We start from the raw sequence: 25511 nt of genomic DNA, 5'->3' as shown, positions 1-25511 counted from the left end.
GTTTCTTACTCTTATTATAAGGGTGTGCATGATCGCATTCAATGAACGTTTTCACAGTTCAATGCTCTCACCAACATGTAAGACGCGACCGACTCCCTCAATCATCGCTACAAACTGTTGTGGATCTTGTTGAATGACAGGGAATGTATTGTAATGAATAGGAACAACTATTTTCGCTTTCAACCATTTCGCTGCAACAGCCGCATCTTCTGGTCCCATTGTAAAATTGTCTCCGATTGGTAAAAATGCCACATCAATGTCATTCATTTCTCCAATGAGCTTCATATCGGAAAACAAAGCTGTATCTCCGGCATGATAAATCGTTTTTCCTTCGGCATGAAACAAAATACCACTTGGCATACCTGTGTACACGATCGTTTCGTCTTCTTCAACGTAGCTAGAACCGTGAAACGCTTGCGTCAATTTAACCTTCCCAAAGTCAAACGTAAACGATCCACCGATATGCATCGGATGAACACGAACACCTTTCCAGCTTAAATAAGTTGCTAATTCATACGGAGCAATGACAAGGGCGTCGTTCCGTTTTGCTAATGCAACGGTATCACCGACATGATCATTATGACCATGCGTTAATAAAATCACATCCACGTGAACGTCTTCTGCTTTTAAATCTGTCATTGGGTTACCCGTAATAAATGGGTCAATGAAAATCGTTTTTCCGTTCGTCTCCATTTTAACGACAGAATGGCCGTGATAAGTCAGCTTCATCTTTCTTTCTCCTTTCTTCGTTTTTGACATCATTTTGTTTCTTCATCTTTGTCCTATTTCCTTCTTTTTTTATCCATGATAAGCTGAAAAAGAAAGGATGTGAATATGATGGAGCGAATAAGCAAACTCCAACAAAAACTGAAAGATGCAAACGGATCATGGGCATTTATTACATCAACGGCAAACGTTTTTTATTTTAGCGGCTTTTATAGCAATCCACATGAACGACTACTAGCCGTTGTGATCTTCCCGAATGACGAACCGTTTCTCATCTGTCCAGAAATGGATGCCAATCAAGCTAGACAAGCCGGTTGGGCATATACGATCGTCAGCTATGATGATGTGCATCATCCTTGGCATATGTTGCGCGATGAGCTAAATAGACGAAACGTACAAACGGAACGAATTGGTATTGAAACATCTCATATGACGGTAAGCCGTCTCGAGCAACTGCAATCATGCTTTTCACATGCATCGTTTTTCGATTTAACCGATACGCTTCATGAACTACGAATGACAAAAGATGAAAAAGAGTTGCAAACGCTTCGACAAGCAGCAGAATTAGCTGATTTCGGTGTCGATGTCGGTGTCCGTGCCTTAAAAGAAGGAAAAACGGAATTGGACATCATCGCTACCATTGAGTACGAATTAAAAAAACGAGGGGTGCGCGCCATGGCGTTTGATACGATGGTACTTACCGGAACAAATAGCGCACATCCTCATGGTGTTCCAGGAATGAATCGCATCCAACCGGGTGATTTTGTTTTGTTCGATCTCGGTGTCGTACTGGACGGATACTGTTCTGATATTACGCGTACCGTCGTATTTGGAAAGCCTACTGAACAACAAAAGCGAATATACGACGTCGTCTTCCAAGCGCAACAAGAAGCTATTCATGCATGTCAAATTGGTGCATCCATCGGAAGCATTGACAAGGCAGCTCGTTCACGAATTGAACAAGAAGGATACGGAGCGTATTTTCCGCACCGAATCGGACATGGGCTCGGTATTGATGTTCATGAATATCCGTCGATGAACGCAACAAATACCATGCCACTTCAAGCGGGAATGGTATTTACGATTGAGCCTGGTATTTACGTTCCTTCCGTCGGTGGCGTACGTATTGAAGATGACATTTATATGACCGACAAAGGACCGCTTCTTTTAACGACATATCCAAAAGAACTACAAATCATATAGGCTGTCATGTTGGCAGCCTATTTTCGATAACGATGAATAACATCAAGCCCTCCTGTCACTTCAATGACTGTTCCAGTAATCATATCGGAAAGATCATCACATAAAAACTCGACAACGCGCGCAATATCTTCCCCTGTCCCTGACCGGCCAATTGGCGTCATGTCGTCTTTCATCTGACGAGCATATGCAATCGTTGCTTCTTTCATTTCCCCAATAATATTTCCCGGACAAACCATATTCGCTGTAATGCCGTATTCTGCTTCTTCAAGTGCAATCGTTTTTGTTAATGAGACAAGCCCCACTTTTGCTGCGCTAAACGCTGATCGATACATCCATCCTGGCGCATGATTCGCCCCTTGAAAACCGTACGTCACAATGCGTCCGAAACGTTGATTCCGCATAATTGGTACAACTCGCTTAAATAAATGAAACATCGCACTTAAATTTCCTTCAATCATTTCATACCATTCATCATCCGTATAATCAGCTAATTTTTTTCGTTCAAATATGTAAGGGCCTGCATTATGAATTAAATAATCGATGCGACCGAATGTAGCAAACGCTTCATCTACGAGACGAACTAAATCTTCTTTATTCGTCACATCCCCTTGCACAAAATGAAGCCGATCATGACAGTGGCGATACGCTTCTTTCAACGCTTCAACAGCTTGTATGTCGCTTCGGTAATGAACAGTGACAGCATAGCCTTTGTCTAAAAAGCGTTCCGTTACTTTTTTGCCGAGTCCTTTCGTTCCTGCTGTTACAATGGCATGTCTCACAATGATCCCTCCATCTAAGCTTTGCTACGTTTATCGTACTACAAATAGACGGAGGAAAACACATGTTATGCTCGATGACAAAGAGAAACAAAAGAGGCATCATCGCCTCTTTTGTTCATCTTCCTGTTCAATAACCCCGCTAATGTATGCATCTGTAATTTGTTCCGTTACTTCTGCGACTCCATTTTCATCGTAATACAATTGTTCTTTTTGTTCCTTTTCACGCATCGTTTTACCCCTTTCGTCATAAATTTTTCGACAATACGTAGTGTTTGTTTTACAAAAAATGATATACTTGAATTGGAAGGAAAATTTTTTATTGGGGGAGTGTTTATGTACAAGTACAAAAAAATTTTAGTAGCAGTCGACGGCTCAAAAGAAGCAGAATGGGCGTTTAAAAAAGCAATTGAAATTGCTAAACGGAACGATGCTTCACTCGTTCTTTCGCACATTATCGACGTTCGTTCATTCGCGACGATCGAAGCATACGATCGAACAGTGGCAGAACGAGCGGAAAAATTCGCAAAAGAATTGTTGCAATCATACGAAAAGCAAGCAGTCGATGCAGGCGTGAAAGAAGTCGTCACAGATATTGAGTACGGTTCCCCAAAAGTAAAAATTTCGAAAGAAGTCGCTCCGAAATATGAAGTAGATTTAATTGTTTGTGGCGCCACAGGAATGAGCGCTGTGGAACGATTTTTCATCGGAAGCGTTTCCGAACATATTACAAGATATGCGAAATGCGACGTACTCGTCGTACGCACACCTGAACAAACAGAGGCATAAAAGCGTTTGCTTTTATGCCTCTATCATTTGTTTTGCTTTCTCAATCGCTTTTTTCACTTCCGTAAACCCTGTTCCTCCTGCGCTCGTGCGACGGTTGACAGCTGTATACGGATTCAGCGCTTCATAAATGTCTTCCTCAAATAAAGGGGAAGCTTGTTGATACACATCAAGCGGTAAATCAGCTAAAAAAACACCTCGTTCAATACATGTCAGCACAAGTTTTCCAACGATTTCATGCGCCTCGCGAAACGGCACACCTTTTTTCGCTAAATAATCAGCTAGTTCCGTTGCATTTGAAAAATCTTGTTTCGTTGCTTTTTCCATCACATCTGTGCGGACTGTCATCGTTTCAATCATCCCAGCAAAAATTTTTAAGCTGCCGATCACCGTTTGAACGGTATCAAACATTCCTTCTTTATCTTCTTGCATATCTTTATTGTAAGCAAGCGGTAGCCCTTTCATAACGGTCAATAAAGCCATTAAGTTTCCATACACTCGCCCCGTTTTCCCGCGAATGAGTTCAGCCATATCTGGATTTTTCTTTTGTGGCATAATGCTGCTTCCCGTCGCAAACGTATCATCCATTTCGATAAACTGAAACTCCTGGCTCGACCAAAGAATGAGCTCTTCACAAAAACGAGATAAATGCATCATTAAAATAGAGCTATTGCTTAAAAATTCAATAATAAAATCGCGATCACTTACCGCATCTAAACTATTTTCATATATGCTATCAAAACCGAGAAGTTGTGCTGTTAAATGGCGATCGATCGGAAACGTTGTCCCTGCGAGCGCTCCAGCACCGAGGGGTGATTTGTTAATTCGTTTGAGCGATTCGGTAAAACGTTCGCGATCCCTTTCAAACATCCATACGTACGCCATGAGATGATGGGCAAACGAAATCGGCTGCGCCCGTTGCAAGTGTGTATAACCAGGGACAAGCGTTTCAATATGTTGTTCCGCCTTTTGAACAAGCACGCGCTGCAGCTGACGAATAAGTTCAACGATCTCAATCACTCGTTTTCGCAAATATAAATGCATATCTGTCGCCACTTGATCGTTGCGGCTTCTCCCTGTATGAAGCTTACCACCGACAGGACCAACTTCATCTATTAACATTTTTTCAATGTTTAAATGAATATCTTCATAAGCAACAGAAAAAGAAAGTTCCCCTTTTTTCGCTTTTTCTAATAGCTTCATTAATCCGTTTTTGATCGTTGCGACGTCTTCTTTCGGTAAAATGCCACATTCGCCAAGCATCGTCACATGCGCGATACTTCCTTCGATATCTTCTTCAACGAGCTGTTGATCAAAATGGATCGATGCCCCAAAGTCATCGACCCATTGTGCTGCTGTTTTTGTAAATCGTCCCCCCCATAACTTTTTCACACGTTCACCTTCTTTTCTCCATTGACGATGCTATATACTTTTGTAGGCAAGCCAAATAGAGAAATAAATCCAACAGCTGCTTGATGATCGAATTCGTCTTCTGCTGTATATGTCGCTAACTTTTCATCATATAACGAAAACGGAGATTTTCTCCCTTCTACAATCGCATGACCTTTAAACAGTTTCACACGTACAACGCCTGTAACATTTTTTTGCGTTTCTTTTAAAAATGCAACAAGCGCGTCTTTTAGTGGTGAAAACCAAAGACCGTTATAAATGACTTCCGCAATTTTTTGCTCGATAATCGGCTTGAAATGAGCTACTTCTTTTACAAGCGTTAAGTCTTCTAACTCTTTATGCGCTTTAATTAGCGTCATCGCCCCAGGACATTCGTACACTTCACGCGATTTAATGCCAACGAGTCGGTTTTCAACATGATCGATGCGGCCGACACCGTGTTTTCCTGCTAGTGCATTTAATTGTAAAATGAGCTCTGCAAGCGAATATGATTTTCCGTTAATTGTTTTCGGTACCCCTTGTTCAAAACCGATTTCAATGACATCTGGTTCATTCGGCGTATGTTCAAGTGCAGTTGTTAACTCATACGCTTCTTCTGGCGGTGCTGCCCACGGATCTTCCAAAATGCCACATTCGTTACTTCTTCCCCATAAGTTTTGATCAATGGAAAACGGGCTATCTAAATCGATTGGAATCGGAATGTGATGTTGCTTTGCATATTCAATTTCTTCTTCGCGCGACCATTTCCACTCTCGAACAGGTGCAATTACTTTTAAGTTCGGATTTAATGCTTGAATGGATACCTCAAAACGCACTTGGTCATTCCCTTTTCCTGTGCAGCCGTGCGCAACAGCAACCGCTCCTTCTAATTCAGCAATTTCAACGAGTTTTTTTGAAATTAACGGACGGGACAACGCAGAGATGAGCGGATATTTTCCTTCATATAGCGCATGGGCTTGTAAAGCAATTAACGCATATTCATTCGCGAATTCTTCTTTCGCATCAATCATATATGATTTTACAGCGCCAACTTTCAACGCTTTTTCTTTCACAAACTCTAAATCTTTTCCTTCTCCGACATCTAAACAACAAGCTACAACATCATATCCTTGTTCTTGTAGCCATTTAATCGCTACCGATGTATCTAAACCCCCAGAATAAGCGAGCACTACTTTTGGTTTTGCCATGATCGTTCCTCCCTAAAGAATAAAAATACTTGTTATTTAATATTTATTCATTTTGCATATTAATAATGTAACAGCTATTTTTCTTTTTTTCAATAACTATTTTGATTAAAATAAAAATTAATAAGTGAAAAGGATGGGAGAACGAAATGAGTGCACATTTTGTATATGATGAACGTCTTGGCATTCGCTTGCCGCATTTAGAAAAAGCTTGGGATATGTACACGAAAGAAGAACAAGCAGAAATTTTATTAGAGTGGGAGACGATTCGTGGGAAAATTCCTGATCGAATTATTGAATTAGAACAGCAAATTAATGAAAAACAAAGACAACTCGGAGAAGAAAGCGATTTTAACCGCTCATGCATGCTCAACTTTGAAATTGCAGCTCTCGCTTCAATTATTAACGATTTATGGATTTGGTATCGAATGAATCAAACAGTAACAAATCGCATACATCAATAGGAAAAGGTGCCCGTATGGACACCTTTTCTTACGCTAAGTTCGCTAATCTCATGACGTCGCGAGCAATCATCACTTCTTCATTCGTTGGAATGACTAATACTTTTACAGGCGAGTGCGGATAGCTAATAAACGCTTCTTTGCCGCGCACTTTATTTAATGCCGGATCCCAGTATACGCCCATAAATTCAAGACCACGCAATACTTTCGCACGAACGACATCACTATTTTCTCCAATACCTGCTGTGAAAATAATTGCATCGACACCACACATACGCGCTGCGTATGAACCAATATATTTATGAATACGCCCTGCAAACACTTCAAGCGCTAATTCAGCACGTTGATCGCCTTTTGCTGCCGCTTCTTCAATATCGCGCAAATCGCTTGAAAAACCAGTTAAGCCAAGCATACCGCTCTTTTTATTTAAAATATCAATTACTTCTTCTGCTGTTTTTCCTGTTTTTTGCATAATGTATGGGATTAACGCTGGGTCAATATTACCAGAGCGTGTCCCCATCGCTACACCTGCAAGCGGCGTAAAGCCCATGGACGTATCAATTGACTTTCCACCTTCTACCGCTGCGATACTTGCTCCATTTCCTAAATGACAAGAAATTAAGCGAAGTTGCTCGATTGGACGTCCTAATAGCTCAGCAGCCCGTTGTGTCACATATTTATGTGATGTGCCGTGGAACCCGTATTTACGAATGCCAAACTTTTCATAATACTCGTATGGCAAGCTATATAAAAACGACTGCTCTGGCATCGTCTGATGAAACGCTGTATCGAATACAGCCACAGCTGGTACGTTCGGTAACACTTCGCGAAACGCTTTAATGCCAACAACGTTTGCTGGGTTGTGCAATGGGGCTAAATCTGATAAATCTTCAATTTCTTTTAACGTTTCATCTGTAATTAAAACAGAGTCGCTAAACTTTTCACCCCCATGCACAACGCGATGGCCAATTCCTTCAATTTCATCAAACGATTGAATAATGCCAAGCTCAATTAATTTATCAAGCAACATTTTCACAGCAACCGCATGATCTGGAATGGATGTTACTTCTTTTATTTTTTCTCCATTGACTGTAATATTAAAAATCGCATCTTCAAAACCGATTCGCTCAACCACACCTTTTGTTAATACTTCTTCACTCGGCATGTTGAACAATTGAAACTTTAACGAAGAACTTCCCGCATTGATCGCAATGACTTTTGGCATTTGACTAAACAGCTCCTTTAACATCGTTCACAATTATTGTATGCAAATATGCGAATTTCATCGGTACGTTTCTCATTTTACGGGTCGTTCATCGCTCTTTTCAAGTACGCAAACGTTACGAAAACGTTTTCTTCGCATATTTGTTATATTCAGAAGGTTATGAACGATTTTCTTTCAGCCATTGTTCGAGTTTTACGACCATCGCTTGCATCGCCTCTTTATTTGAAAAGCTAGGAAGTTGTGCAAGCAATGCTTGTTTTGGCGCTTTCGCATGCGCACCTTTCTTTTGTAAAATAAAAATACTTTTCGCTGCTGCTTCATTTTTAAACATCGAAAGCGGAAGCTGCAACAAGCCTTGAATAAACGTTTCCTCTTTAATTAACGCATGCAATTTTTTTGATTCATCTGATGTAAAAAGCGTATTTGGGACGAGGAAAAACAAATATCCGCCTTCTTTCGTATAACGAATGCTTTGTTCAATAAATAAATAATGGGCATACGAATGGCCAGTTTCGGCATGTAAACGAAACGATTTGGCATGTTCATCGTCTGGATAATATCCGATCGGCAAATCGCATACGACTACATCGACCGGTTCAATAAACAACGGCTTTAAGCTATCTTGATGGAAAAATTGAATTTCATGTTGTTGTAAGTTTGCATTGACATAAGCAAGTTTCAATAGTAAATCGTCTGCATCTGCTCCGTAGCTTTTTACTTTTTTATTTGTGAGTTGATTCAACACAGCCGTCATTAAATTTCCTGTTCCAACAGCAGGATCGAGAATGGATAGCGAAAAATATGTTTTTGTAAATTCATCAATTAAATAACCGATAAATACCGATACAGCATCTGGTGTCATTTGATGATGAGGTTGTACATATTGTTTCATTCCTTTTAACATCGCCAATTGTAATGCTTTACGAATGTGTTCATTTTTCCAATCATGCAAACGGACGGAAGCGTACGCCTTTTTTAACCGTTTTTTTAACAACTCGTTTACTTCTTCTTGCAAAACATCTCCATGAAATAAGTTTTCACCTGTTTCTGCGACAGCTTCTAAATACGAACATTTTAACTCCTCTTGCAACCATGTCGCCGTTTCATCGATGACTGTAAATAGCTTTTCCAATGTGTTTCACTCCTTTCGGTCCGACATTTTATTTTAAAAAATATAAACGAAAAAGGCTATCCCTTTTTGAGATAGCCTCAAACAATTATTGTTGAGCCGCTTGTTTTGCTGCTTCGATGGCTGCTTCGTAGTTTGGATGATTTGTTGCTTCTGATACGTACTCGACATATGTGACGCGATCGTTACGATCAACGACAAATACTGCACGAGCGAGTAAACGTAACTCTTGAATGAGCACACCGTACGCTTGGCCAAACGATACATCGCGATGGTCAGATAATGTAACAACGTTTTCTAATCCGTTTGCCGCGCACCAACGTTTTTGAGCAAATGGCAAATCAACGCTAATCGTTAACACCTTTACTCCTTCAATGTTTCCTGCTTCTTCATTAAAGCGACGTGTTTGTGCATCACAAACTCCTGTATCAATCGATGGCACAACGCTAATTAAACGAACAAATCCTTTTGTATCATCTAATGTCACCGGCGATAAGTCGTTGGCAAGCACAGTAAAATTCGGAGCTGCATCACCGACTTTCACTTCATGACCGACTAATGTGACAGGATTTCCTTTAAATGTAACCTTCGCCATAGTAAGCCTCCTCTTTATATAAGATACAGGCTCATCATAACGTAATTAGATGAAAAATTCAATTATTTCGATTGAGACTAAATATCAAAATCTGTTGTTTCGTTATGTTGTTGCTTCGGTTTTTCTTTTTTCTCAAACATTTGTTGAATTTTTTCAATCGCTTGTGGGGCGAGATCTAAAATTTTCTCGTATAAATGCGTGCTTTCATCTACATGTAATAGCTTTACGCCTGAACTGTTCACAATTAAAAAAGCAATCGGTGTAATTGATACACCCCCGCCACTTCCTCCACCGAATGGATGAGCTTCTTTTTGTTGTTCATTGCCATGATTCAACATAAACTCGCTACCACCTGCTGCAAAGCCGAAACCGACTTTCGATACAGTTAAGATGACGCTTCCATCAGGTGTCTCGACAGGATCACCGATAATCGTATTGACATCAATCATTTGTTTTAAATTTTCCATCGCTGTCGTCATTAATCCTTCAATCGGATGTCCATTCATTTTCATTCCTCCTAGAAACTTTTGCACCTTTTTTCCAATGTTTTACGACCTTCAGTCCTGCTAATATAGCATAACCGATTCGAAATCGAACCATACATGTAAACGATGTACGCGATAATGCGCCTTGAAAAAAAGGAACGATAGAAATGGAAGGAGTGCTACAAACATTCATATATTTGCTCATTATTGCCACCATGTAATATTTAACCGACCAACCGATCCCGACGAACAGCGCTGTTTTTGCCGCATCTCCGACGCCGATTTGCGTATGCCATTGAAACTGTAAAACAGAAACTTTTTGTAAAAATTTTTTTATAATCGTATGTAAATGAACGATGTCATTTAACCACCGTTTAATTTGTGCGATACGTTGGCGCGCATCAGTAACAGTAAATGTCGTTTTTTCATCTTTCCCTGTACTTGTTTTTTGCTCTGTCACTAAGCCGGCTTCCCTTTTTGATATTTCAATGAGCGGAACAGTAAAACGATAACGAAGAAAACGAAGAAGGCGAATATCTATTGTTAATTGATCATTATCTTGTGCATGTTGAAATTGAATCGTCATGCGCACATATAAAAAAGGAATGATTGCTAAGAAGGCAATAAAGATGATGGCAATAACGAAAATCATCGGTTTTTCACTTCCTTCCCGATGACATTTTCGACAAAAATAAGAAAAATTAAACGAATAAATTCGCTATGAATGGAAAATAAATGATAAAATAAACGTGAGGACATTTTAACGGAGGGAAAACGATGACTGAACGCCGTAATCGCATGTACTTCTTTCATAAACACGATGAAGAAACGACGAAGCAAGTTCAACCGCTCATTGAACTCGCCAAACAGTATGAATTTCAAGTTGTAGATGAGGCAAAACATGCCAACATTATTGTAAGCGTCGGTGGCGACGGTACGTTTTTGCAAGCGGTGAGAAAAACCGGATTTCGTGAAGATTGCTTATATGCTGGTATTTCAACATTAGGCTCATTAAGTATGTATTGTGATTTTCATATTCACGATACAGAAAAAATGATTGAAGCGATGACAACGGAACAAATCGAGGTGCGTAAATATCCAACGATTTATGTTACGGTCAATGATTCTACGTCATTTTATTGTTTAAATGAATGCACGATTCGTTCAAGTATTATTAAAACGTTTGTCATGGACGTATTTATCGACAATTTGCATTTTGAAACGTTCCGAGGCGATGGAATGATCATTGCCACACCTACAGGAAGTACAGCTTACAATAAATCGGTTAATGGGGCAGTCGTGGACCCGATGCTTCCATGCTTTCAAGTAAGCGAACTAGCATCACTAAACAATAATCGTTATCGTACGCTCGGTTCATCATTTATTTTAAGCGGAAATCGCAAGTTAACATTAAAAGTGGTACAAGACGGAAACGACTATCCAATTATCGGTATGGATAATGAAGCACTAAGCATTCAACATGTTGAAAAAATAGATATTGCATTAAGTGGAAAAGTGATTAAAACAGTCAAACTGAAAGATAATTCTTTCTGGGAAAAAGTAAAGCGGACATTTTTGTAAAAAGAGGCATTACGCCTCTTTTTACCATTTTCTTCGATCGATGAGACACCGCTCTCCCTCATTTACACGATCAACAGAAACAAATGTCGGTGTGATACGAATAACGTTTTTTATTTTTTGTTTTGCTTCTTCATTAAGCTCTTTTTCGATGTAAATCGTCAATTGATCATGATCACCTTCATTTGTTACGACCGCTTGAAATAGCGGACATCCTACGTCAGCCATGACTTCCTTCAACTGTTGCTCATGTACAAACATTCCTTTCACTTTCACGCTTGTTCCGACACGTCCGAGAACACCGACGATCCGTTCACCTTTATACCCATCGACCCAACGTGACACATCTCCTGTACCAAATCGAACGAGAGGGTACGTCCGATCAAATATCGTAACGACAATTTCTCCCTCCTCATCAAGCGGTACTCCGCTAATCGGATCACACAGTTGGACGATGGCTCGCGAACTAATTTTCAAACCTGGTCCTTGACGGTCCTCAAATGCGATACAACCACAATCAGCTGTTCCATATCCTTCAAAAACATGAATACCTCGTTGTTCAAACTGGTCGCGCATGTTTTCTGTTAACTTTTCTGCCGTGAAAAACGCCTTTTTCACCGTGACATGTATTCCTTTTTCATCCGCATACTGCAACAATAAATGTAAAAAACTTGGCGTACCAACATATCCAGTCACTTGCAAGTCATTCATAAGCTGCACTTGCAATTCACGATTGCCTGGTCCTGCCGGCACAACTGTTGCACCGATCCGGCGAAGAGCGCTATCAAACATAAAACCTGCTGGGGATAAATGATATGAAAACGTATTTTGTACAATATCATCGCTTGTAAATCCAGCGGCTTGAAGCGCTTCTGCAAATCCCCAATCATCCTCTTCCTTTCCTTGCGGATCGTAAATCGGTCCTGGGGACATAAAGATGCGTGCCAATTCATTCGATCGTGTTGTAATCATATTTCCAAATGGCAGCTGATGTTTTTGTAAAAGAGGTAATTGTTCTTTTTTCAATACCGGAATGCCATTCAGTTGCTCAATCGTTTCTAATTCATACGGACTCATATTTGCTGCATCTAATCGCTCACGCAATGCTAATGACTGTTCATACGCCTCGATCAAAAACGATTTCCATCGTTCCATTACAACCACCGCTTTCTCCGTTTATACGACTTGACTTCCCGATAATTTTTACGGCCTTTTTCGCTCATCCCGAGGTAAAATTCTTTTACATCTTCATTTTCAAGTAATCTCTCCACAGGACCGTCCATGACGATGCGGCCATTTTCCATAATGTATCCGTAGTGCGCAATCGATAAAGCGATGTTCGCATTTTGTTCAACGACGAGAATTGTCGTTCCTTCTTCTTCATTAATTCGTTTAATAATTGAAAAAATTTCTTTCACAAGCAACGGAGCAATCCCTAACGATGGTTCATCAAGCAGTAAAATTTTTGGTTTTGCCATCATGCCGCGGCCAATTGCCAACATTTGCTGTTCTCCACCTGATAAATACCCTGCTTGGCGATGGCGCAACATATGAAGCTTCGGAAAGTAATGATATACTTTTTGTAAATCTGCTTTAATATTGTGGCGATCTTTTCGTGTATGAGCACCGACAATTAAATTTTCTTCTACCGTCAAATGTTCAAACACTCGTCTTCCTTCCATACATTGAAAAATTCCTTTCTTCACGATTTCTTCTGCATCTTTTCCTTCAATTCGTTCTCCATATAGCTCAATATAGCCATCTGTTACTTCGCCATCTTCACTTCTTAATAATCCCGAAATGGCTTTTAACGTCGTTGTTTTCCCTGCCCCATTGCTGCCGAGCAACGCGACAATTTTCCCTTCTGGAATAACCATCGACATACCTTTTAACACGAGAATGACTCGATTATACATCACTTCTACATTGTTTAACGTAAGCATTTGTCTCCCCCTTTCTGAAAGCGAAAGGGTGCTTCCTATTGAAAACACCCTTTCATTCACTTTAGTATCCGAAGTAGTCTGTAAACACCTTAAACTGTCCATTTTCTACTTTTGCTAAACGAATTTGATTCGTCCCCGCATGATTATCAGCCGTAAACGTAACTGGTGCAGCTAGGCCGCCTAAATCAAGATCTTTTAATTTTTCTAATCCTTGACGAATGCCTTCTCCCGTCGTTGGATCGTCCGCTTGCTTAATTCCTTCTACTAAAATTTTCGCTGTGACCCATCCTTGAATAAACTTTTGGTTTTTATCCTCTAATTTTTCACCTTTACTTGCTAAATACTCTTTCACTTCAGCCATACCTGGTAAATCTTCATATGGAAACGCATGTGTCACAACGCCGATAAACCCTTCTGCCGCATCTCCAGCAATCGGGAGCAATCCTTCACCAGTTGTCCAGTTTAAGCCAATAAATTGCGTTTCAATGCCTAATTTTTTCGCATCTTTTAAAATCGTTGCTGTCGCACCCCATGTTTGTTGAATAATCGCATAATCCGGTGCCTTTTTCTTCATGTTCAATAGTTGAGATGTCGCATCAAGCGCTTTTAAGTCAACGATTTGTTCGTCTACAATCTCTACACCAATTTCTTTCGCAAAGTCTTTTGCATCTTGAATTGGCGATTTTCCAAATGCCGTGTCATTATAAATGAGCGCAACTTTTGGTGTTCCACCTGTATGATTTTCTTTAATCCAACGAAGTACGGAGCGCGCTTGATCAGAGTAAGACGCCGCTGTTAAAAAGTTGTATGGGCTTTCTTTTATATTTTTTAAATTTTCTGAATAAGAAGCTGAGAAAAATGGTAGTTTATCTGCTGCAACTTGTTGTCGCAACGCTTCCGTATCGGCTGTTCCCCATCCTAAAATGGCTGACACTTTATCGCTCGCTTTATATTTTTGATACAGCTTTTGCGCTTCAGGAATTTTATAAGCGTAATCTTGTCCGACAAGCTCAATTTTATAGCCGTTCACACCGCCTTTTGAATTAATGTATTCAATATACGCTTTTTCTCCTTCAGCATACGGTGTACCAACATCTCCCGTTGCACCTGTAATATCAAACAATGCACCAATTTTAATCGTTCCTTGTTCTTTTCCTCCTTCTTTTGCCGGTTCTGTCGCTGTTTTGTCACCTCCTGAACATCCGAATAACATGCTTGCTCCAAGGAGCAATGTAGCGAGTAGTGCACCTTTTTTCTTCATTCATTCATCCCCCTTATCTGTTTTTCATTTTATATAAAGCGGATATGCCGCTTTATACTACTTCGTATAAGAAAATGGCCAAAGGCGGAAATAGTTTTTTATATTTGACCAAATTTTATTTAATCCATCTGGCTCATACACGAGAAATAAAATGATGACAACACCGAAGACGACTTCCTTCATTCCAACAAGCACTCCCTCTAGTCCAGGAAACGTGCCACTCAATACATCTACAACGCTTCGTAATACAACAGGCATGAGCGTAATGAATACAGCCCCATACAATGAACCGAACACGCTCCCTAAACCGCCGACTAAAATCATGGCTAAATATTCAATTGAAACGGAAATGCTGTAAAGCTCAGGGCTGACAATCATCGTGTAATGACCGAGAAGCGCGCCGGCAATACCGACGAAAAACGAGCTAACGAAGAAAGCAAGCACTTTATATTTAAACAAATCAATGCCCATCACTTCTGCTGCAATATCGCGGTCGCGAATCGCAATGAACGCTCGCCCAACACGCGTGCGAAATAAGTTGAGTGAGAAGACGATTGTGATAAGTAAAACGACAAACATTAAATAGTAATAGCTCGTTTCGCTCATGAACGTAAACGAACCGATCTGTGGACGGTTCAATACGAGCCCAGCAGTTCCCCCTGTTAATGAATCCCATCTTGAAATGACAAACAAAATGATGACTTGCGCCGCCAATGTAGCAATGGCTAAATATAGCCCTTTTAAGCGCAAAGACGGGATCCCAAACAGAGCACCGACAAGCGCAGTAATTAACCCAGCAAGCGGAAAAGCAACCCAAAAGCTAAGCCCTAACTTCGTTGTTAAAATCGCTGATGTATAACCTCCTACCCCTAAAAATGCGCCAACCCCGATCGAAATTTGACCAGTAAACCCTGTTAAAATATTTAATCCGATCGCTCCAATGGCTGCAATCCCACATAATGTCGCCAAACCGACTACATAGTCTGTCGCGACCATAGGAAAAAGAGCAAATAGCGCTACAATCATAAAAATACGCCAACGCACGCGAGCAATTTTCCAAATGGCCATATCTTGCCTATAATCAACATGAAATTCACCACATTGCATAACAAACGGATTTCGCACCATTTCTCACACCCTTTCGATTTCTTTCTTTCCAAATAGCCCATACGGTTTAACCATTAAAATGATAACTAAAATGACAAATGGGATAACTTCTTTTAAGCCGCCGCCGACAAGCGGGTCTAAATATCCTCCTGTCATACTTTCAATAATCCCGATTAAAATACCGCCAATGATCGCCCCTGGGATGCTGTCAAGTCCACCTAAAATAGCGACAGGTAACACTTTTAATCCGATTAGTGAAAGCGAAGAGTTGACCCCGTTAATATTTCCTAATAACACCCCACCAACAGCTGATACGATGGCTGCAATTGCCCAAGCAATCGCAAAAATTGTTTTTACGCTAATCCCCATAGACAAAGCTGCTTGTTGATCGTCTGCTGTCGCTCGCATGGCAATTCCAAACCGCGAATATTTGAAAAACAACGTAAAAATCATGAGCCAAATCATAACAATGACAAACGACCATGCGTATACAGGTGCGATAATGACTTCTCCGAACTGCAACGGTTTTTCTGAAAAAACAGGTGGATATACACGCGTTTCGTGTCCCCAAATAATATGAACGATTCCTGCAAGTACGCTCGATAATCCGATCGTTGCCATAATCATAGAAATCACTGGCTTTCCAATGAAAGGACGCAACACAACTTTTTCTACACTCCAACCAAGCAACGCACTAAACGCTAAAGCGAGCAACAAGGCAGCAATGAACGGAACGTTATAGCTAGCCACAAGTGTCAAACAAACGTACGTCCCGATGAGCAAAAATTCGCCTTGAGCAAAGTTAATAGCATCGCTCGATTTGTAAATGAGGACAAACCCTAGCGCAACGAGCGCATATACGCTCCCGACGACGATACCAGTGACAAGCATTTGTAAGAAAAAAGCCATTTACGCTGCTCCCTCCCCTTCATCAATCGAGACGACTTTCAACGTCGTTTTAATGACTTGCTCTTTGCCATCACGATATTTAATGGTTCCTTCTACATCAATGTGGTCTGTTTCTGAGTACATCCCTTCAATAAGTGAGGCATATTTTTTGGCAATAAATTGACGACGCACTTTTTTCGTTCTCGTTAATTCTTCATCATCTGCATCAAGCTCTTTATAAAGCAAAACAAACTTTTTCACACGTGCCTTTTCTGGCAACGATTGATTAATTTCATTCACTTGTTCTTGAATAAGTTGAATCACTTCTTGTTTTGCGGACAAATCGGAATATGTCGTATACACAAGCTGATTTTTTTCTGCCCATCGCCCAACATTAGCCATATCGATATTAATGATCGCCACAACGTACGGACGATCGCGACCAATGGCGACCGCTTCTTGAATGTAAGGGCTAAATTTTAGTTTATTTTCAATAAATTGCGGCGAAAACATCTCACCTGTTTGTAAACGAATGACATCCTTTAAACGATCAATAACATACAAATGGCCTGATTCATCTACATATCCCGCATCACCTGTATGAAGCCAGCCGTCTTCGATCGTCTCTCTCGTTGCCTTTTCGTTTTTATAATAGCCACAACATACACTCGGGCTTTTTAACAAAATTTCGCCTTGCTCAGAAATTTTCACTTCTGTTTCTGGGATTGGTATACCAACGCTATCTACTTTAATGTCCCCATCGCGATGAACGATCGCAATTCCTGATACTTCTGTTTGACCGTATATACTTTTTACGTTCACCCCAATGCTATGGAAAAAGCGAAACACATCTGGGCCTAACGGAGCGCCACCTGTATACGCTCGCTTTAAGCGCAGCAATCCAAAATGGTCACGAATAGCGCTAAAGACGAAATAATCAGCTAGTTTATACAAGCACTTCGTCCAAAAGGAAACGTCGCTTTTCGTAAAATGCGCTTCTGCTACTTTTTCTCCAATCGGCTTGCACCATTCATACATTTTTCGTTTCAACCAACTTGCATCTTGAATGCGCACTTGAAATTTTGAAACGATGTCTTCATAAATGCGCGGTGGTGAAAACATAACGTGTGGTCCAATCTCTCGTAAATTTTCAAACACCGTTGAAGGTTCTTCTGGAAAGTTCACAACAATGTTGCAGTGGAATGCCATGGAAATGGTCATCATTTGTTCGCCTATCCAAGCGAGCGGTAAAAATGAAAGGTATTCGTCTTGTTCGTCAAGTGGATCGATTTTTGCGAGGTTTTTTGCCATTTCGAATAAGTTGCGATAAGAAAGTTCCGTCCCTTTCGGATTGCCCGTCGTTCCAGATGTATACGATAAAATGGCGATATCATCATAACATCCTTTTTGCACTTCATCATCAAAATATGTCGGGTGCGTTTGTTCAAATTGTCGACCGAGCGTTTGTACATCTTGAAAATACAATAATTTATCGTGCTTATAGTTTCGCATACCGCGTGAATCGTAGTAAATAATATGTTTCACTTTCGAAAGTTCTTGTTCCACTTCTAACACTTTATCAACTTGCTCTTGATCCTCGACGACAACAAACGTCGCATCGCAATTGTCAATAATATACGCTAATTCGTTTGGTAACGATTCTTGATAAATGCCAACGGAAATACCTCCTAAACTTTGAGCTGCGAGTTGGCTAAATACCCACTCTGGACGGTTATCGCCAATAATAGCCAGTTTATCGCCGCGTCGAAACCCGAGCGAAGCAATTCCTAATGCGAACGCTTTCACTTGTTCGTAATAGTCGCTATATGTGTATTCGTTCCAAATGCCGTAATCTTTTTCGCGCAGAGCGACTTGTGTTGGTTTTTGTCGCGCACGAGCGGCTAATAGCTGTGGAAACGTCATTTGTTCCATAAAACTCCCCCTTTATCCCGCATGTTCTTCTCCTAAATATGCTTCTATGACGCGCGGATTTGTTTGCACTTCTTTTGGCGTTCCGTACGCGATCAATTTTCCGAAATCTAACACAGCAATATGATTGGATAAATCCATCACAACGCCCATATCGTGTTCAATTAAAATAATTGTCGTCTTTTTTTCTTCGTGAATATCAATAATATAACGCGCCATGTCTTCTTTTTCTTCGTTGTTCATGCCAGCCATTGGTTCATCAAGCAATAGTAAATCAGGATCCATCGCTAATGCGCGACCGACTTCTACCCGTTTTTGTAGACCGTAAGAGAGCGTACCAACAGGCACATTGCGCACATGCTCGAGCTCTAAAAAATCGATCACTTCTTCGACTTTATAACGATGCTCTACTTCTTCTTTTTGCGCTTTCCCCCAGTACAATCCACCTGCAAGCACTCCTGTTTTCATCCGCACATGCCTACCGAGCATAAGATTGTCCAATACAGATAAATGCGGAAATAACTCGATATTTTGGAAAGCGCGTGCAATACCTAAGGCCGCTCGTTTATGCGGCTTCACATGTGTAATGCGCTCATCTTTGAAAAAGATGTCGCCCTCTGTCGGTTTATACAGCCCGCTAATACAGTTCAACATACTCGTTTTTCCTGCTCCGTTTGGGCCGATCAATGAGAAAATTTCCCCTTCTTTCACTTCAAAGGAAACAGAATCAAGTGCCAATACACCGCCGAAGCGAATGGACACGTTTTGCACTTTCAATATACCCACTTCATTCCCCCCTTTTTCTTTATTTCTCTCTCTTTCGATAACACTTTATGGACGTTTTTATATCTTTATGACTTTACACAACGAAAAAACAAAAATGTAAGCGTTATCAAAAGAGGTCATAAAAAACATTTCTTAATTTTAAGAAAATTCCAAAAAGAATAGTACACAATTTTTTTTGGTCCGTCAAGCTTTTTTTCCGCTCCGAATGAATCGGAGCGGAACATGTTATTTTTGCATAGCTTTCATTTCACGTTCGCGCAATTCAACACGACGAATTTTTCCAGAAGTCGTTTTTGGCAGGTCGTCGACAAACTCAATTTTGCGCGGATATTTATATGGCGCTGTGAGCTGCTTTACATGCTCTTGAAGTTGCGGAATTAAATTCGGGTCATTTTTATCTACTCCTTCACGCAATACAATAAACGCTTTAACAACGTGTCCTCGAATTTCATCTGGACTAGCAACAACCGCACATTCTTTCACAAATGGATGTTTCACTAGCGCATCTTCTACTTCAAATGGTCCAATCGTATAGCCGGAGCTAATAATAATATCATCGCCACGGCCTTCGAACCAGAAATACCCCTCTTCATCTTTTTTCGCTTTATCACCAGTAATATAATATTCCCCTCTGAACTGCATCGCTGTTCTTTCCGGATCTTTATAGTAACATTTAAACAAAGCTGGCGTTTCAACATGAACAGCAATATCGCCAACTTCTCCAACGGCACAAGGCTCCCCAAACTCATTAATAATTTCGACGCGATTTCCTGGCGTTGGTTTCCCCATCGATCCCGGTTTTATTTTCATTCCTTTCATAACCCCGACAAGCAATGTGTTTTCTGTTTGTCCATATCCATCGCGAACTTGAACACCGAAATAGCGCTCAAACGTATCGATCACTTCACGATTCAACGGTTCGCCAGCGGATACAGCACTATGCAAATGCGGTAATTTATATTGGGAAATTGTCGGGACTTTAGCCATGAGACGATATTCTGTCGGTGTACAACAAAGGACGTTGATATGATATTTTTCTAACAGCTGCAAATATTTTTCTGGCTCAAACCGACCGTAGTACACAAACCCTGTCGCTCCAGAGCCAAGAGTCGATAGAAATGGACTCCACACCCACTTCTGCCATCCAGGGCTTGCTGTTGCCCAAACGAGGTCTCCTTCTTCAATACAAAGCCAATTTTTTGCGGCTGTTCGTAAATGGGCATATGCCCAAGCGTGCGTGTGCACTACACCTTTTGGATTTCCTGTCGTTCCCGATGTATACGATAAAAACGCCATATCTTCTCGCGACGTTTCTACAGCCATGAATGTATCGCTTTGCTTTGCCATTTCGTCATGCAAATCGAGCCAGCGCTCAGTCGAACCGCCAACAGAAAACGAAACAATATTTTCCATACCTTCAATCGAAGAAAATTGCTCAATATATGGAAAATACGCAACAACTCCTTTTACTTCCCCATGGGAGATGCGATATTGTAAATCTTTTGTGCGCAACATTTCAGAGCTTGGAATAACGACAAGTCCTGCTTTCAATGCCCCAATATATACTGCATATGCCTCCAACAAACGCGGGAGCATAACGAGTACTTTATCGCCTTTTTGTAACTGATGACTAACGAAAGCGTTTGCAATTTTATTCGCCTGTTTCATCAGTTCAACATATGTAACCTCTTTTGTTTCCCCCGTTTCACTTTCCCATTTTAAAGCGATTCGGTTTGGATCATCTGCATATTTTTCAAATTCGCTCGTTAAATTATACTTTTCTGGTGCGATTAAATTCATTTCCCTCTCCCCCTTAACCAATATGATACAAGAAAATTATACAAAAAAATCGAATAGTTTTGTATAACTTTTCTAAAAATTTTTAAAAGATAAAAAACTCGGTAGAACGCGCTACCGAGTTTTGTTTATTATTTATTTTGGCTACTGAGTTGTTGTTCTGCCATTTTCACGAGACGTTTTGTAATCTCGCCGCCAACAGAACCGTTTGCTCGTGCAGTTGTATCTGGACCTAACTGCACACCAAATTCTTGAGCGATCTCGTATTTCATTTGGTCAATCGCTTGTTGCACACCAGGGACGAGCAATCGATTTCGATTTGCCATTCGTTTTCACCCCCTCGCATCTATAGGTTGTGCAAAACGAATGGACTTCATACATTTAAAAGAGCTCGTCCAATGGTTGATCTGGTTTCAACGTAATCGTTTCGACACGAGCGACCGTCTCCGCAATCATTTCGTCTAAAGGTAAAAACTGTTCATATTGAATAATTTTCTCTTTTTTCGGCTTCGTTTTCGGTGCTTTTGGAGTAAAAATTGTACAACAATCTTCATATGGACGAATGGAAATATGATGTGTCCCAATTCGTTCAGCAATTGCAATAATCTCCGTTTTGTCCATTGAAATAAGTGGCCGAAGAATTGGCGTCGTTGTTACATCGTTGACGACGACCATACTTTCCAATGTTTGGCTAGCCACTTGTCCTAAACTTTCTCCCGTCACGATCGCTAATCCATTTTCTTTTTTACGAATTTCATCTGTAATGCGCAACATCGCACGACGAGTTGAAATAAGGGAGTAGTTTTCTGGCACTTGTTTATAAATTGCTTGTTGCAACTCCGTAAACGGCACAATATGAAGGCGAATCGTTCCGCCAAATTCCGTCAAACGTTGAGCTAAGTCAATGACTTTTTGCTTTGCTCGTTCACTTGTAAACGGCGGGCTAAAAAAGTGAACCGCTTCAATTTGCAAGCCGCGCTTCATTGCTAAATATCCCGCTACCGGACTATCAATTCCACCAGAAAGCATGAGCATCGCTTTTCCACTCGTTCCAACAGGCAAACCACCTGCTCCAGGTACGTCGTACGCTGTAATATACGTACCTTCTTTTCGAACTTCCACTCGAACATCAATGTCAGGATGATGGACATCGACTGTTAAACCTGTTGTATTTTTTAACACATAACTACCGAGTTCATAGTTTAATTCATTTGTTGTGACCGGGAATTGTTTATCCGCTCTTCTTGCGGATATTTTAAACGTTTTCCCTTCATATGGAAATTGTTTTACGAAATAAAGCGTAGCCTCTTTTATTTTTTCTAAATCGCTCTCCGTTTTTAACGCTAAACTTAACGATTGAATCCCGAACACTTCTTGCAATTTTTCAATAACAGGTTGCGGTGGTGTATGATGTAAACGAACGTACATCCGATCGCGTAATGCTTCAATTTGAAGATTTGGAAAATGTTTTAATTTTTTTGCTATATTTCGTTTTAAACATCGTACAAATTGCAAACGGTTTTTTCCCTTTGTCGACATTTCACCGTAACGAATTACAATATGATCGTATGTCATTTCGTTCCCCTCGCTACTATTTTTAATCGTTCGTATGCTCGTTCAATTGCTTCAACGATTATGGAGATGTGCTCCATTTGTTGTTCGTATGATAAGCTTATGCGAATGGAACGCTCCGCTCGCATTTTTTCAACTCCCATAGCTAACAATGTTTTGCTTGGCGCTTTTTTCCGAGATGAACAAGCTGATGTTGTTGATACATATACATGTTGTTTTTCTAATTCATGCACAAATGCCTCTGATTTGACTCCTTCTAAAGAAAAATGGATAATATGCGGAGCCGATTGTTCCAACGGGGTATGAACAACAATGCCTTCAATCGCTTGTAAACGTTCGATAAGCGCTCGCTTCATTTCTTCAAGGCGTGCAGAGGCTTCGTGATACTTTTCAACAGACATTCGCAACGCTTTCGCCATCGCTACAATGGCAGCGACATTTTCTGTTCCAGAACGCAACTGCATTTCCTGAGCCCCGCCAGATAAAAGCGGAGAAAGGCGTACACCTTCGCGCACATACAATACGCCTGCTCCTTTTAAACCGTGAAATTTATGAGCGGATATCGTATATAAATCCACATTTGCGCGCTTTAAATGAAGCGGCACCTTCGCCGCACCTTGCACTCCATCCACGTGAAAAAGCACTTTTGGATATTTTTTTAATAACATCCCGATTTGTTCAATTGGCTGGATGGAACCTACTTCATTATTGACATGCATCACAGAAACGAGAATCGTATCGTCACGCAACGCTTGTTCAATATGTGTTGGAGAAACGATGCCACGTTCATCGACGGGCACATATGTCACTTGAAAGCCAAGTTGTTCAAGTTGTTTACATGCTTCGGTAACGGACGGATGTTCAATCGCTGTTGTAATAATATGACGCCCGCGCTGCTGGTGCTGCCAAGCAACCCCTTTAATTGCTAAATTGTTTCCTTCCGTCCCACCTGATGTAAAAATCACTTCGGTCGGTTTCACCTCAAGCAGACGTGCGATTTGTTCTCTTGCTTGTGTAAGTAATCGCTCTGCCTGCATACCTAATCCATGTAGCGACGACGGATTGCCGAAATAGTCGTTCGCTACTTTCATAAAAGATTGCAACACTTCTGGAAACGGTTTTGTTGTGGCGCTATTATCTAAATACATCATCGCCCTTGCCTCCATATACGTTCATATACAAACAGCCTTCTTATATTATCACATCTTTATTCAAAAAAGAAATGATCAAAGAATATTTTAAAGATTGAAACTTTTGATAAAAACGACAAAATTTTTATTTTGTATGGTAGTATATAGGCTGGTACGGAGACAACAAAGGAGGATCAACATGTCGAAAAAAGATTTAATCGCTGTCGGTTTCATGTTATTTGCTTTATTTTTCGGCGCTGGTAACATGATTTTTCCTCCTGCTCTCGGACAAGCAGCAGGAGAAAACGTATGGATTGCTATTGCTGGCTTTTTAATTACCGGCGTCGGATTACCCGTTTTAGCCGTAAGCGCCATTGCAAAAACAGGAAGTGATTTACAACAATTAGCTAGTCGAGTACATCCTGTATTTGGTGTTATCTTCACAACGATCATGTATTTAGCGATCGGTCCCTTTTTCGGCATTCCACGTACAGGGACTGTCTCGTTTGAAATTGGAGTGACGCCATTTTTACCTGAAACAGCCGATCGTTCCATCATGTTAGCCGCGTATACAGTCATTTATTTCATTGTATCGCTTTGGTTGGCATTAAATCCATCGAAATTAGTTGACCGCATCGGTAAGTTATTAACACCGCTTTTACTTATCGGTCTTACTTTGTTTTTTATCAAAAGTGTATGGACACCTATGGGAGAAATCCAAAAACCAACCGATGCCTATGCACATGCGCCGCTATTTAAAGGATTTATTGACGGATACTTAACGATGGATGCCATTGCTGCGCTCGTTTTTGGTATTATTGTCATTCAGGCTATTCAACAAAAAGGAATAACAAACAAAAAACAACTGACAAAACTTTGCATTCAAGCTGGGCTTATTGCTGCCTCTGGACTAACGCTCGTTTATTTATCGCTCGCTTTCATCGGTTCATCAAGCGTGCAGGCGATTGGTTATCGCGATAACGGTGGAGAAATTATTAGCCAAGCAGCCACTTACTTATTTGGCGAAGCAGGGACAGTCATCTTATCGGTTATTATTATGCTTGCGTGCTTAACGACATCTGTCGGTTTATTATCATCGTGCGCAAGCTATTTTTCGAAAATTTCGCCAAAGCTCTCTTATCGAATGCTCGTCATCGTGATGAGCGTCTTTAGCGCGTTCATCGCAAATGTCGGTTTAACAAAACTTATTTCATTATCCATTCCTGTGCTTATTATCATTTATCCGTTAGCCATTACTCTCGTCGCTCTATCGTTTTTACATGACTATTTTGGCGGAAAACAAACGGTTTACATCGGAGCGATTTCTGGTACATTTCTTGTGAGCGTCGTTGATGGGCTAAAAACAGCAGGATTTGATGTATCCGCCATTTTACACGTATACGAAAAAACGTTACCTTTGTTTGAACAAGGAATTGGTTGGCTCACACCGGCACTCGTCGGTGGCTTGATCGGTTTATTGCTAAACAAAACAAATCATGTCACACGTACCGAAAGAAAAGCAAGTTAAAAACGAGTGAAG

26 protein-coding genes are annotated in these 25511 nt (G+C 40.6%); 5 read left to right on the top strand and 21 right to left on the bottom strand.

Features of this window, described 5'->3' with window-relative positions; genetic code table 11:
* Nucleotides 1-51 precede the first annotated feature (51 nt).
* The gene (locus K1I43_RS03655; protein ID WP_020424500.1) at nucleotides 52-729 is read right to left on the bottom strand and encodes a metal-dependent hydrolase; all 678 of its coding nucleotides are present in this window, start codon (nucleotides 727-729) and stop codon (nucleotides 52-54) included.
* Nucleotides 730-834: 105 nt separating this feature from the next.
* Here K1I43_RS03655 and K1I43_RS03650 point away from each other — a divergent pair, with 105 nt between their 5' ends.
* Nucleotides 835-1929, top strand: coding sequence for a M24 family metallopeptidase (locus tag K1I43_RS03650; protein ID WP_009361528.1), 1095 nt, complete (start codon nucleotides 835-837; stop codon nucleotides 1927-1929).
* Between the two features lie 17 nt (nucleotides 1930-1946).
* On the opposite strand, the gene K1I43_RS03645 is transcribed toward K1I43_RS03650, so the two are convergent.
* Both K1I43_RS03645 and K1I43_RS15630 read right to left on the bottom strand, forming a co-directional pair.
* A complete protein-coding gene (locus K1I43_RS03645) occupies nucleotides 1947-2708 on the bottom strand; it encodes an SDR family oxidoreductase (RefSeq protein ID WP_019416676.1) in 762 nt (253 codons plus the stop codon).
* 99 nt (nucleotides 2709-2807) lie between these two features.
* Nucleotides 2808-2936: a hypothetical protein gene (locus K1I43_RS15630; protein WP_009361530.1), complete on the bottom strand. Its 129-nt coding sequence runs from the start codon at nucleotides 2934-2936 to the stop codon at nucleotides 2808-2810.
* Nucleotides 2937-3041: 105 nt separating this feature from the next.
* Here K1I43_RS15630 and K1I43_RS03640 point away from each other — a divergent pair, with 105 nt between their 5' ends.
* Entirely contained in the window at nucleotides 3042-3494 is a 453-nt protein-coding gene (locus K1I43_RS03640; RefSeq protein WP_009361531.1) for a universal stress protein, read from the top strand.
* A gap of 12 nt (nucleotides 3495-3506) precedes the next feature.
* Here K1I43_RS03640 and argH read toward each other — a convergent pair whose 3' ends face one another.
* Both argH and K1I43_RS03630 read right to left on the bottom strand, forming a co-directional pair.
* Nucleotides 3507-4883, bottom strand: coding sequence for an argininosuccinate lyase (gene argH / locus K1I43_RS03635; protein ID WP_019416673.1), 1377 nt, complete (start codon nucleotides 4881-4883; stop codon nucleotides 3507-3509).
* Nucleotides 4880-6088: an argininosuccinate synthase gene (locus K1I43_RS03630; protein ID WP_009361533.1), complete on the bottom strand. Its 1209-nt coding sequence runs from the start codon at nucleotides 6086-6088 to the stop codon at nucleotides 4880-4882. Before K1I43_RS03630 ends, argH begins: the two co-directional genes overlap by 4 nt.
* Nucleotides 6089-6234: 146 nt before the next feature.
* Here K1I43_RS03630 and K1I43_RS03625 point away from each other — a divergent pair, with 146 nt between their 5' ends.
* Entirely contained in the window at nucleotides 6235-6549 is a 315-nt protein-coding gene (locus tag K1I43_RS03625; protein WP_009361534.1) for a hypothetical protein, read from the top strand.
* 28 nt (nucleotides 6550-6577) lie between these two features.
* Here K1I43_RS03625 and K1I43_RS03620 read toward each other — a convergent pair whose 3' ends face one another.
* The 5 genes from K1I43_RS03620 to K1I43_RS03600 form a co-directional block, all read right to left on the bottom strand.
* Nucleotides 6578-7771, bottom strand: a complete 1194-nt coding sequence (locus K1I43_RS03620; RefSeq protein WP_009361535.1) for an acetate kinase — start codon at nucleotides 7769-7771, stop codon at nucleotides 6578-6580.
* A gap of 157 nt (nucleotides 7772-7928) precedes the next feature.
* A complete protein-coding gene (locus K1I43_RS03615; RefSeq protein ID WP_009361536.1) occupies nucleotides 7929-8903 on the bottom strand; it encodes a class I SAM-dependent methyltransferase in 975 nt (324 codons plus the stop codon).
* An 85-nt stretch (nucleotides 8904-8988) separates the two neighbouring features.
* Nucleotides 8989-9495, bottom strand: a complete 507-nt coding sequence (tpx, locus tag K1I43_RS03610; RefSeq protein ID WP_009361537.1) for a thiol peroxidase — start codon at nucleotides 9493-9495, stop codon at nucleotides 8989-8991.
* 77 nt (nucleotides 9496-9572) lie between these two features.
* Entirely contained in the window at nucleotides 9573-10001 is a 429-nt protein-coding gene (ytfJ, locus tag K1I43_RS03605) for a GerW family sporulation protein (protein ID WP_026011497.1), read from the bottom strand.
* On the bottom strand, nucleotides 9982-10632 hold the full coding sequence (locus K1I43_RS03600) for a DUF2953 domain-containing protein (protein ID WP_019416671.1): 651 nt from the start codon (nucleotides 10630-10632) through the stop codon (nucleotides 9982-9984). The genes ytfJ and K1I43_RS03600 overlap by 20 nt, the downstream gene beginning before the upstream one ends.
* Nucleotides 10633-10757: 125 nt before the next feature.
* On the opposite strand from K1I43_RS03600, the gene K1I43_RS03595 reads away from it, so the two are divergent.
* A complete protein-coding gene (locus tag K1I43_RS03595) occupies nucleotides 10758-11561 on the top strand; it encodes an NAD kinase (RefSeq protein WP_009361540.1) in 804 nt (267 codons plus the stop codon).
* Between the two features lie 21 nt (nucleotides 11562-11582).
* Here K1I43_RS03595 and K1I43_RS03590 read toward each other — a convergent pair whose 3' ends face one another.
* The 11 genes from K1I43_RS03590 to K1I43_RS03540 all read right to left on the bottom strand — a co-directional run bounded on the left by K1I43_RS03590 (nucleotide 11583) and on the right by K1I43_RS03540 (nucleotide 23992).
* Nucleotides 11583-12713 carry a phenylacetate--CoA ligase family protein gene (locus K1I43_RS03590; protein ID WP_019416668.1) on the bottom strand — a complete coding sequence of 377 codons (1131 nt, stop codon included), beginning with the start codon at nucleotides 12711-12713 and terminating at the stop codon, nucleotides 11583-11585.
* Entirely contained in the window at nucleotides 12713-13501 is a 789-nt protein-coding gene (locus K1I43_RS03585; protein WP_009361542.1) for an ABC transporter ATP-binding protein, read from the bottom strand. The genes K1I43_RS03590 and K1I43_RS03585 overlap by 1 nt, the downstream gene beginning before the upstream one ends.
* 61 nt (nucleotides 13502-13562) lie before the next feature.
* Entirely contained in the window at nucleotides 13563-14762 is a 1200-nt protein-coding gene (locus K1I43_RS03580; protein ID WP_009361543.1) for an ABC transporter substrate-binding protein, read from the bottom strand.
* A gap of 57 nt (nucleotides 14763-14819) precedes the next feature.
* Nucleotides 14820-15890, bottom strand: coding sequence for a branched-chain amino acid ABC transporter permease (locus K1I43_RS03575; protein WP_019416665.1), 1071 nt, complete (start codon nucleotides 15888-15890; stop codon nucleotides 14820-14822).
* Nucleotides 15891-15893: 3 nt separating this feature from the next.
* Nucleotides 15894-16778 carry a branched-chain amino acid ABC transporter permease gene (locus K1I43_RS03570; RefSeq protein WP_009361545.1) on the bottom strand — a complete coding sequence of 295 codons (885 nt, stop codon included), beginning with the start codon at nucleotides 16776-16778 and terminating at the stop codon, nucleotides 15894-15896.
* Nucleotides 16779-18689 carry an AMP-binding protein gene (locus K1I43_RS03565; RefSeq protein WP_009361546.1) on the bottom strand — a complete coding sequence of 637 codons (1911 nt, stop codon included), beginning with the start codon at nucleotides 18687-18689 and terminating at the stop codon, nucleotides 16779-16781.
* A 12-nt stretch (nucleotides 18690-18701) separates the two neighbouring features.
* A complete protein-coding gene (locus tag K1I43_RS03560; protein WP_009361547.1) occupies nucleotides 18702-19472 on the bottom strand; it encodes an ABC transporter ATP-binding protein in 771 nt (256 codons plus the stop codon).
* Between the two features lie 225 nt (nucleotides 19473-19697).
* Nucleotides 19698-21272, bottom strand: coding sequence for an acyl-CoA synthetase MbcS (gene mbcS, locus K1I43_RS03555; protein ID WP_009361548.1), 1575 nt, complete (start codon nucleotides 21270-21272; stop codon nucleotides 19698-19700).
* 128 nt (nucleotides 21273-21400) lie between these two features.
* Nucleotides 21401-21595, bottom strand: a complete 195-nt coding sequence (locus K1I43_RS03550; protein WP_009361549.1) for an alpha/beta-type small acid-soluble spore protein — start codon at nucleotides 21593-21595, stop codon at nucleotides 21401-21403.
* Between the two features lie 55 nt (nucleotides 21596-21650).
* The gene (gene thiI, locus K1I43_RS03545; protein WP_009361550.1) at nucleotides 21651-22844 is read right to left on the bottom strand and encodes a tRNA uracil 4-sulfurtransferase ThiI; all 1194 of its coding nucleotides are present in this window, start codon (nucleotides 22842-22844) and stop codon (nucleotides 21651-21653) included.
* Nucleotides 22841-23992 carry a cysteine desulfurase family protein gene (locus K1I43_RS03540; RefSeq protein WP_019416664.1) on the bottom strand — a complete coding sequence of 384 codons (1152 nt, stop codon included), beginning with the start codon at nucleotides 23990-23992 and terminating at the stop codon, nucleotides 22841-22843. The genes thiI and K1I43_RS03540 overlap by 4 nt, the downstream gene beginning before the upstream one ends.
* 178 nt (nucleotides 23993-24170) lie before the next feature.
* On the opposite strand from K1I43_RS03540, the gene brnQ reads away from it, so the two are divergent.
* Nucleotides 24171-25499, top strand: coding sequence for a branched-chain amino acid transport system II carrier protein (gene brnQ, locus K1I43_RS03535; RefSeq protein WP_026011495.1), 1329 nt, complete (start codon nucleotides 24171-24173; stop codon nucleotides 25497-25499).
* Nucleotides 25500-25511 lie beyond the last annotated feature (12 nt).

It is taken from the genome of Anoxybacillus sp. ST70, assembly GCF_019553625.1.
GTDB classification, from domain to species: domain Bacteria; phylum Bacillota; class Bacilli; order Bacillales; family Anoxybacillaceae; genus Anoxybacillus; species Anoxybacillus gonensis.
This window is presented reverse-complemented; position numbering and strand designations above follow the sequence as displayed.

What these genes read in the sequence shown, in the direction of transcription:
- K1I43_RS03655 (WP_020424500.1), bottom strand. Translation starts at nt 729, where the DNA reads ATGAAGCTGACTTATCACGGCCATTCTGTCGTTAAAATGGAGACGAAC.
- K1I43_RS03650 (WP_009361528.1), top strand. Translation starts at nt 835, where the DNA reads ATGATGGAGCGAATAAGCAAACTCCAACAAAAACTGAAAGATGCAAAC.
- K1I43_RS15630 (WP_009361530.1), bottom strand. Translation starts at nt 2,936, where the DNA reads ATGCGTGAAAAGGAACAAAAAGAACAATTGTATTACGATGAAAATGGA.
- K1I43_RS03640 (WP_009361531.1), top strand. Translation starts at nt 3,042, where the DNA reads ATGTACAAGTACAAAAAAATTTTAGTAGCAGTCGACGGCTCAAAAGAA.
- K1I43_RS03630 (WP_009361533.1), bottom strand. Translation starts at nt 6,088, where the DNA reads ATGGCAAAACCAAAAGTAGTGCTCGCTTATTCTGGGGGTTTAGATACA.
- K1I43_RS03625 (WP_009361534.1), top strand. Translation starts at nt 6,235, where the DNA reads ATGAGTGCACATTTTGTATATGATGAACGTCTTGGCATTCGCTTGCCG.
- K1I43_RS03620 (WP_009361535.1), bottom strand. Translation starts at nt 7,771, where the DNA reads ATGCCAAAAGTCATTGCGATCAATGCGGGAAGTTCTTCGTTAAAGTTT.
- tpx (WP_009361537.1), bottom strand. Translation starts at nt 9,495, where the DNA reads ATGGCGAAGGTTACATTTAAAGGAAATCCTGTCACATTAGTCGGTCAT.
- ytfJ (WP_026011497.1), bottom strand. Translation starts at nt 10,001, where the DNA reads ATGAATGGACATCCGATTGAAGGATTAATGACGACAGCGATGGAAAAT.
- K1I43_RS03600 (WP_019416671.1), bottom strand. Translation starts at nt 10,632, where the DNA reads ATGATTTTCGTTATTGCCATCATCTTTATTGCCTTCTTAGCAATCATT.
- K1I43_RS03595 (WP_009361540.1), top strand. Translation starts at nt 10,758, where the DNA reads ATGACTGAACGCCGTAATCGCATGTACTTCTTTCATAAACACGATGAA.
- K1I43_RS03590 (WP_019416668.1), bottom strand. Translation starts at nt 12,713, where the DNA reads ATGGAACGATGGAAATCGTTTTTGATCGAGGCGTATGAACAGTCATTA.
- K1I43_RS03585 (WP_009361542.1), bottom strand. Translation starts at nt 13,501, where the DNA reads ATGCTTACGTTAAACAATGTAGAAGTGATGTATAATCGAGTCATTCTC.
- K1I43_RS03580 (WP_009361543.1), bottom strand. Translation starts at nt 14,762, where the DNA reads ATGAAGAAAAAAGGTGCACTACTCGCTACATTGCTCCTTGGAGCAAGC.
- K1I43_RS03575 (WP_019416665.1), bottom strand. Translation starts at nt 15,890, where the DNA reads ATGGTGCGAAATCCGTTTGTTATGCAATGTGGTGAATTTCATGTTGAT.
- K1I43_RS03570 (WP_009361545.1), bottom strand. Translation starts at nt 16,778, where the DNA reads ATGGCTTTTTTCTTACAAATGCTTGTCACTGGTATCGTCGTCGGGAGC.
- K1I43_RS03565 (WP_009361546.1), bottom strand. Translation starts at nt 18,689, where the DNA reads ATGGAACAAATGACGTTTCCACAGCTATTAGCCGCTCGTGCGCGACAA.
- mbcS (WP_009361548.1), bottom strand. Translation starts at nt 21,272, where the DNA reads ATGAATTTAATCGCACCAGAAAAGTATAATTTAACGAGCGAATTTGAA.
- K1I43_RS03550 (WP_009361549.1), bottom strand. Translation starts at nt 21,595, where the DNA reads ATGGCAAATCGAAATCGATTGCTCGTCCCTGGTGTGCAACAAGCGATT.
- thiI (WP_009361550.1), bottom strand. Translation starts at nt 22,844, where the DNA reads ATGACATACGATCATATTGTAATTCGTTACGGTGAAATGTCGACAAAG.
- K1I43_RS03540 (WP_019416664.1), bottom strand. Translation starts at nt 23,992, where the DNA reads ATGATGTATTTAGATAATAGCGCCACAACAAAACCGTTTCCAGAAGTG.
- brnQ (WP_026011495.1), top strand. Translation starts at nt 24,171, where the DNA reads ATGTCGAAAAAAGATTTAATCGCTGTCGGTTTCATGTTATTTGCTTTA.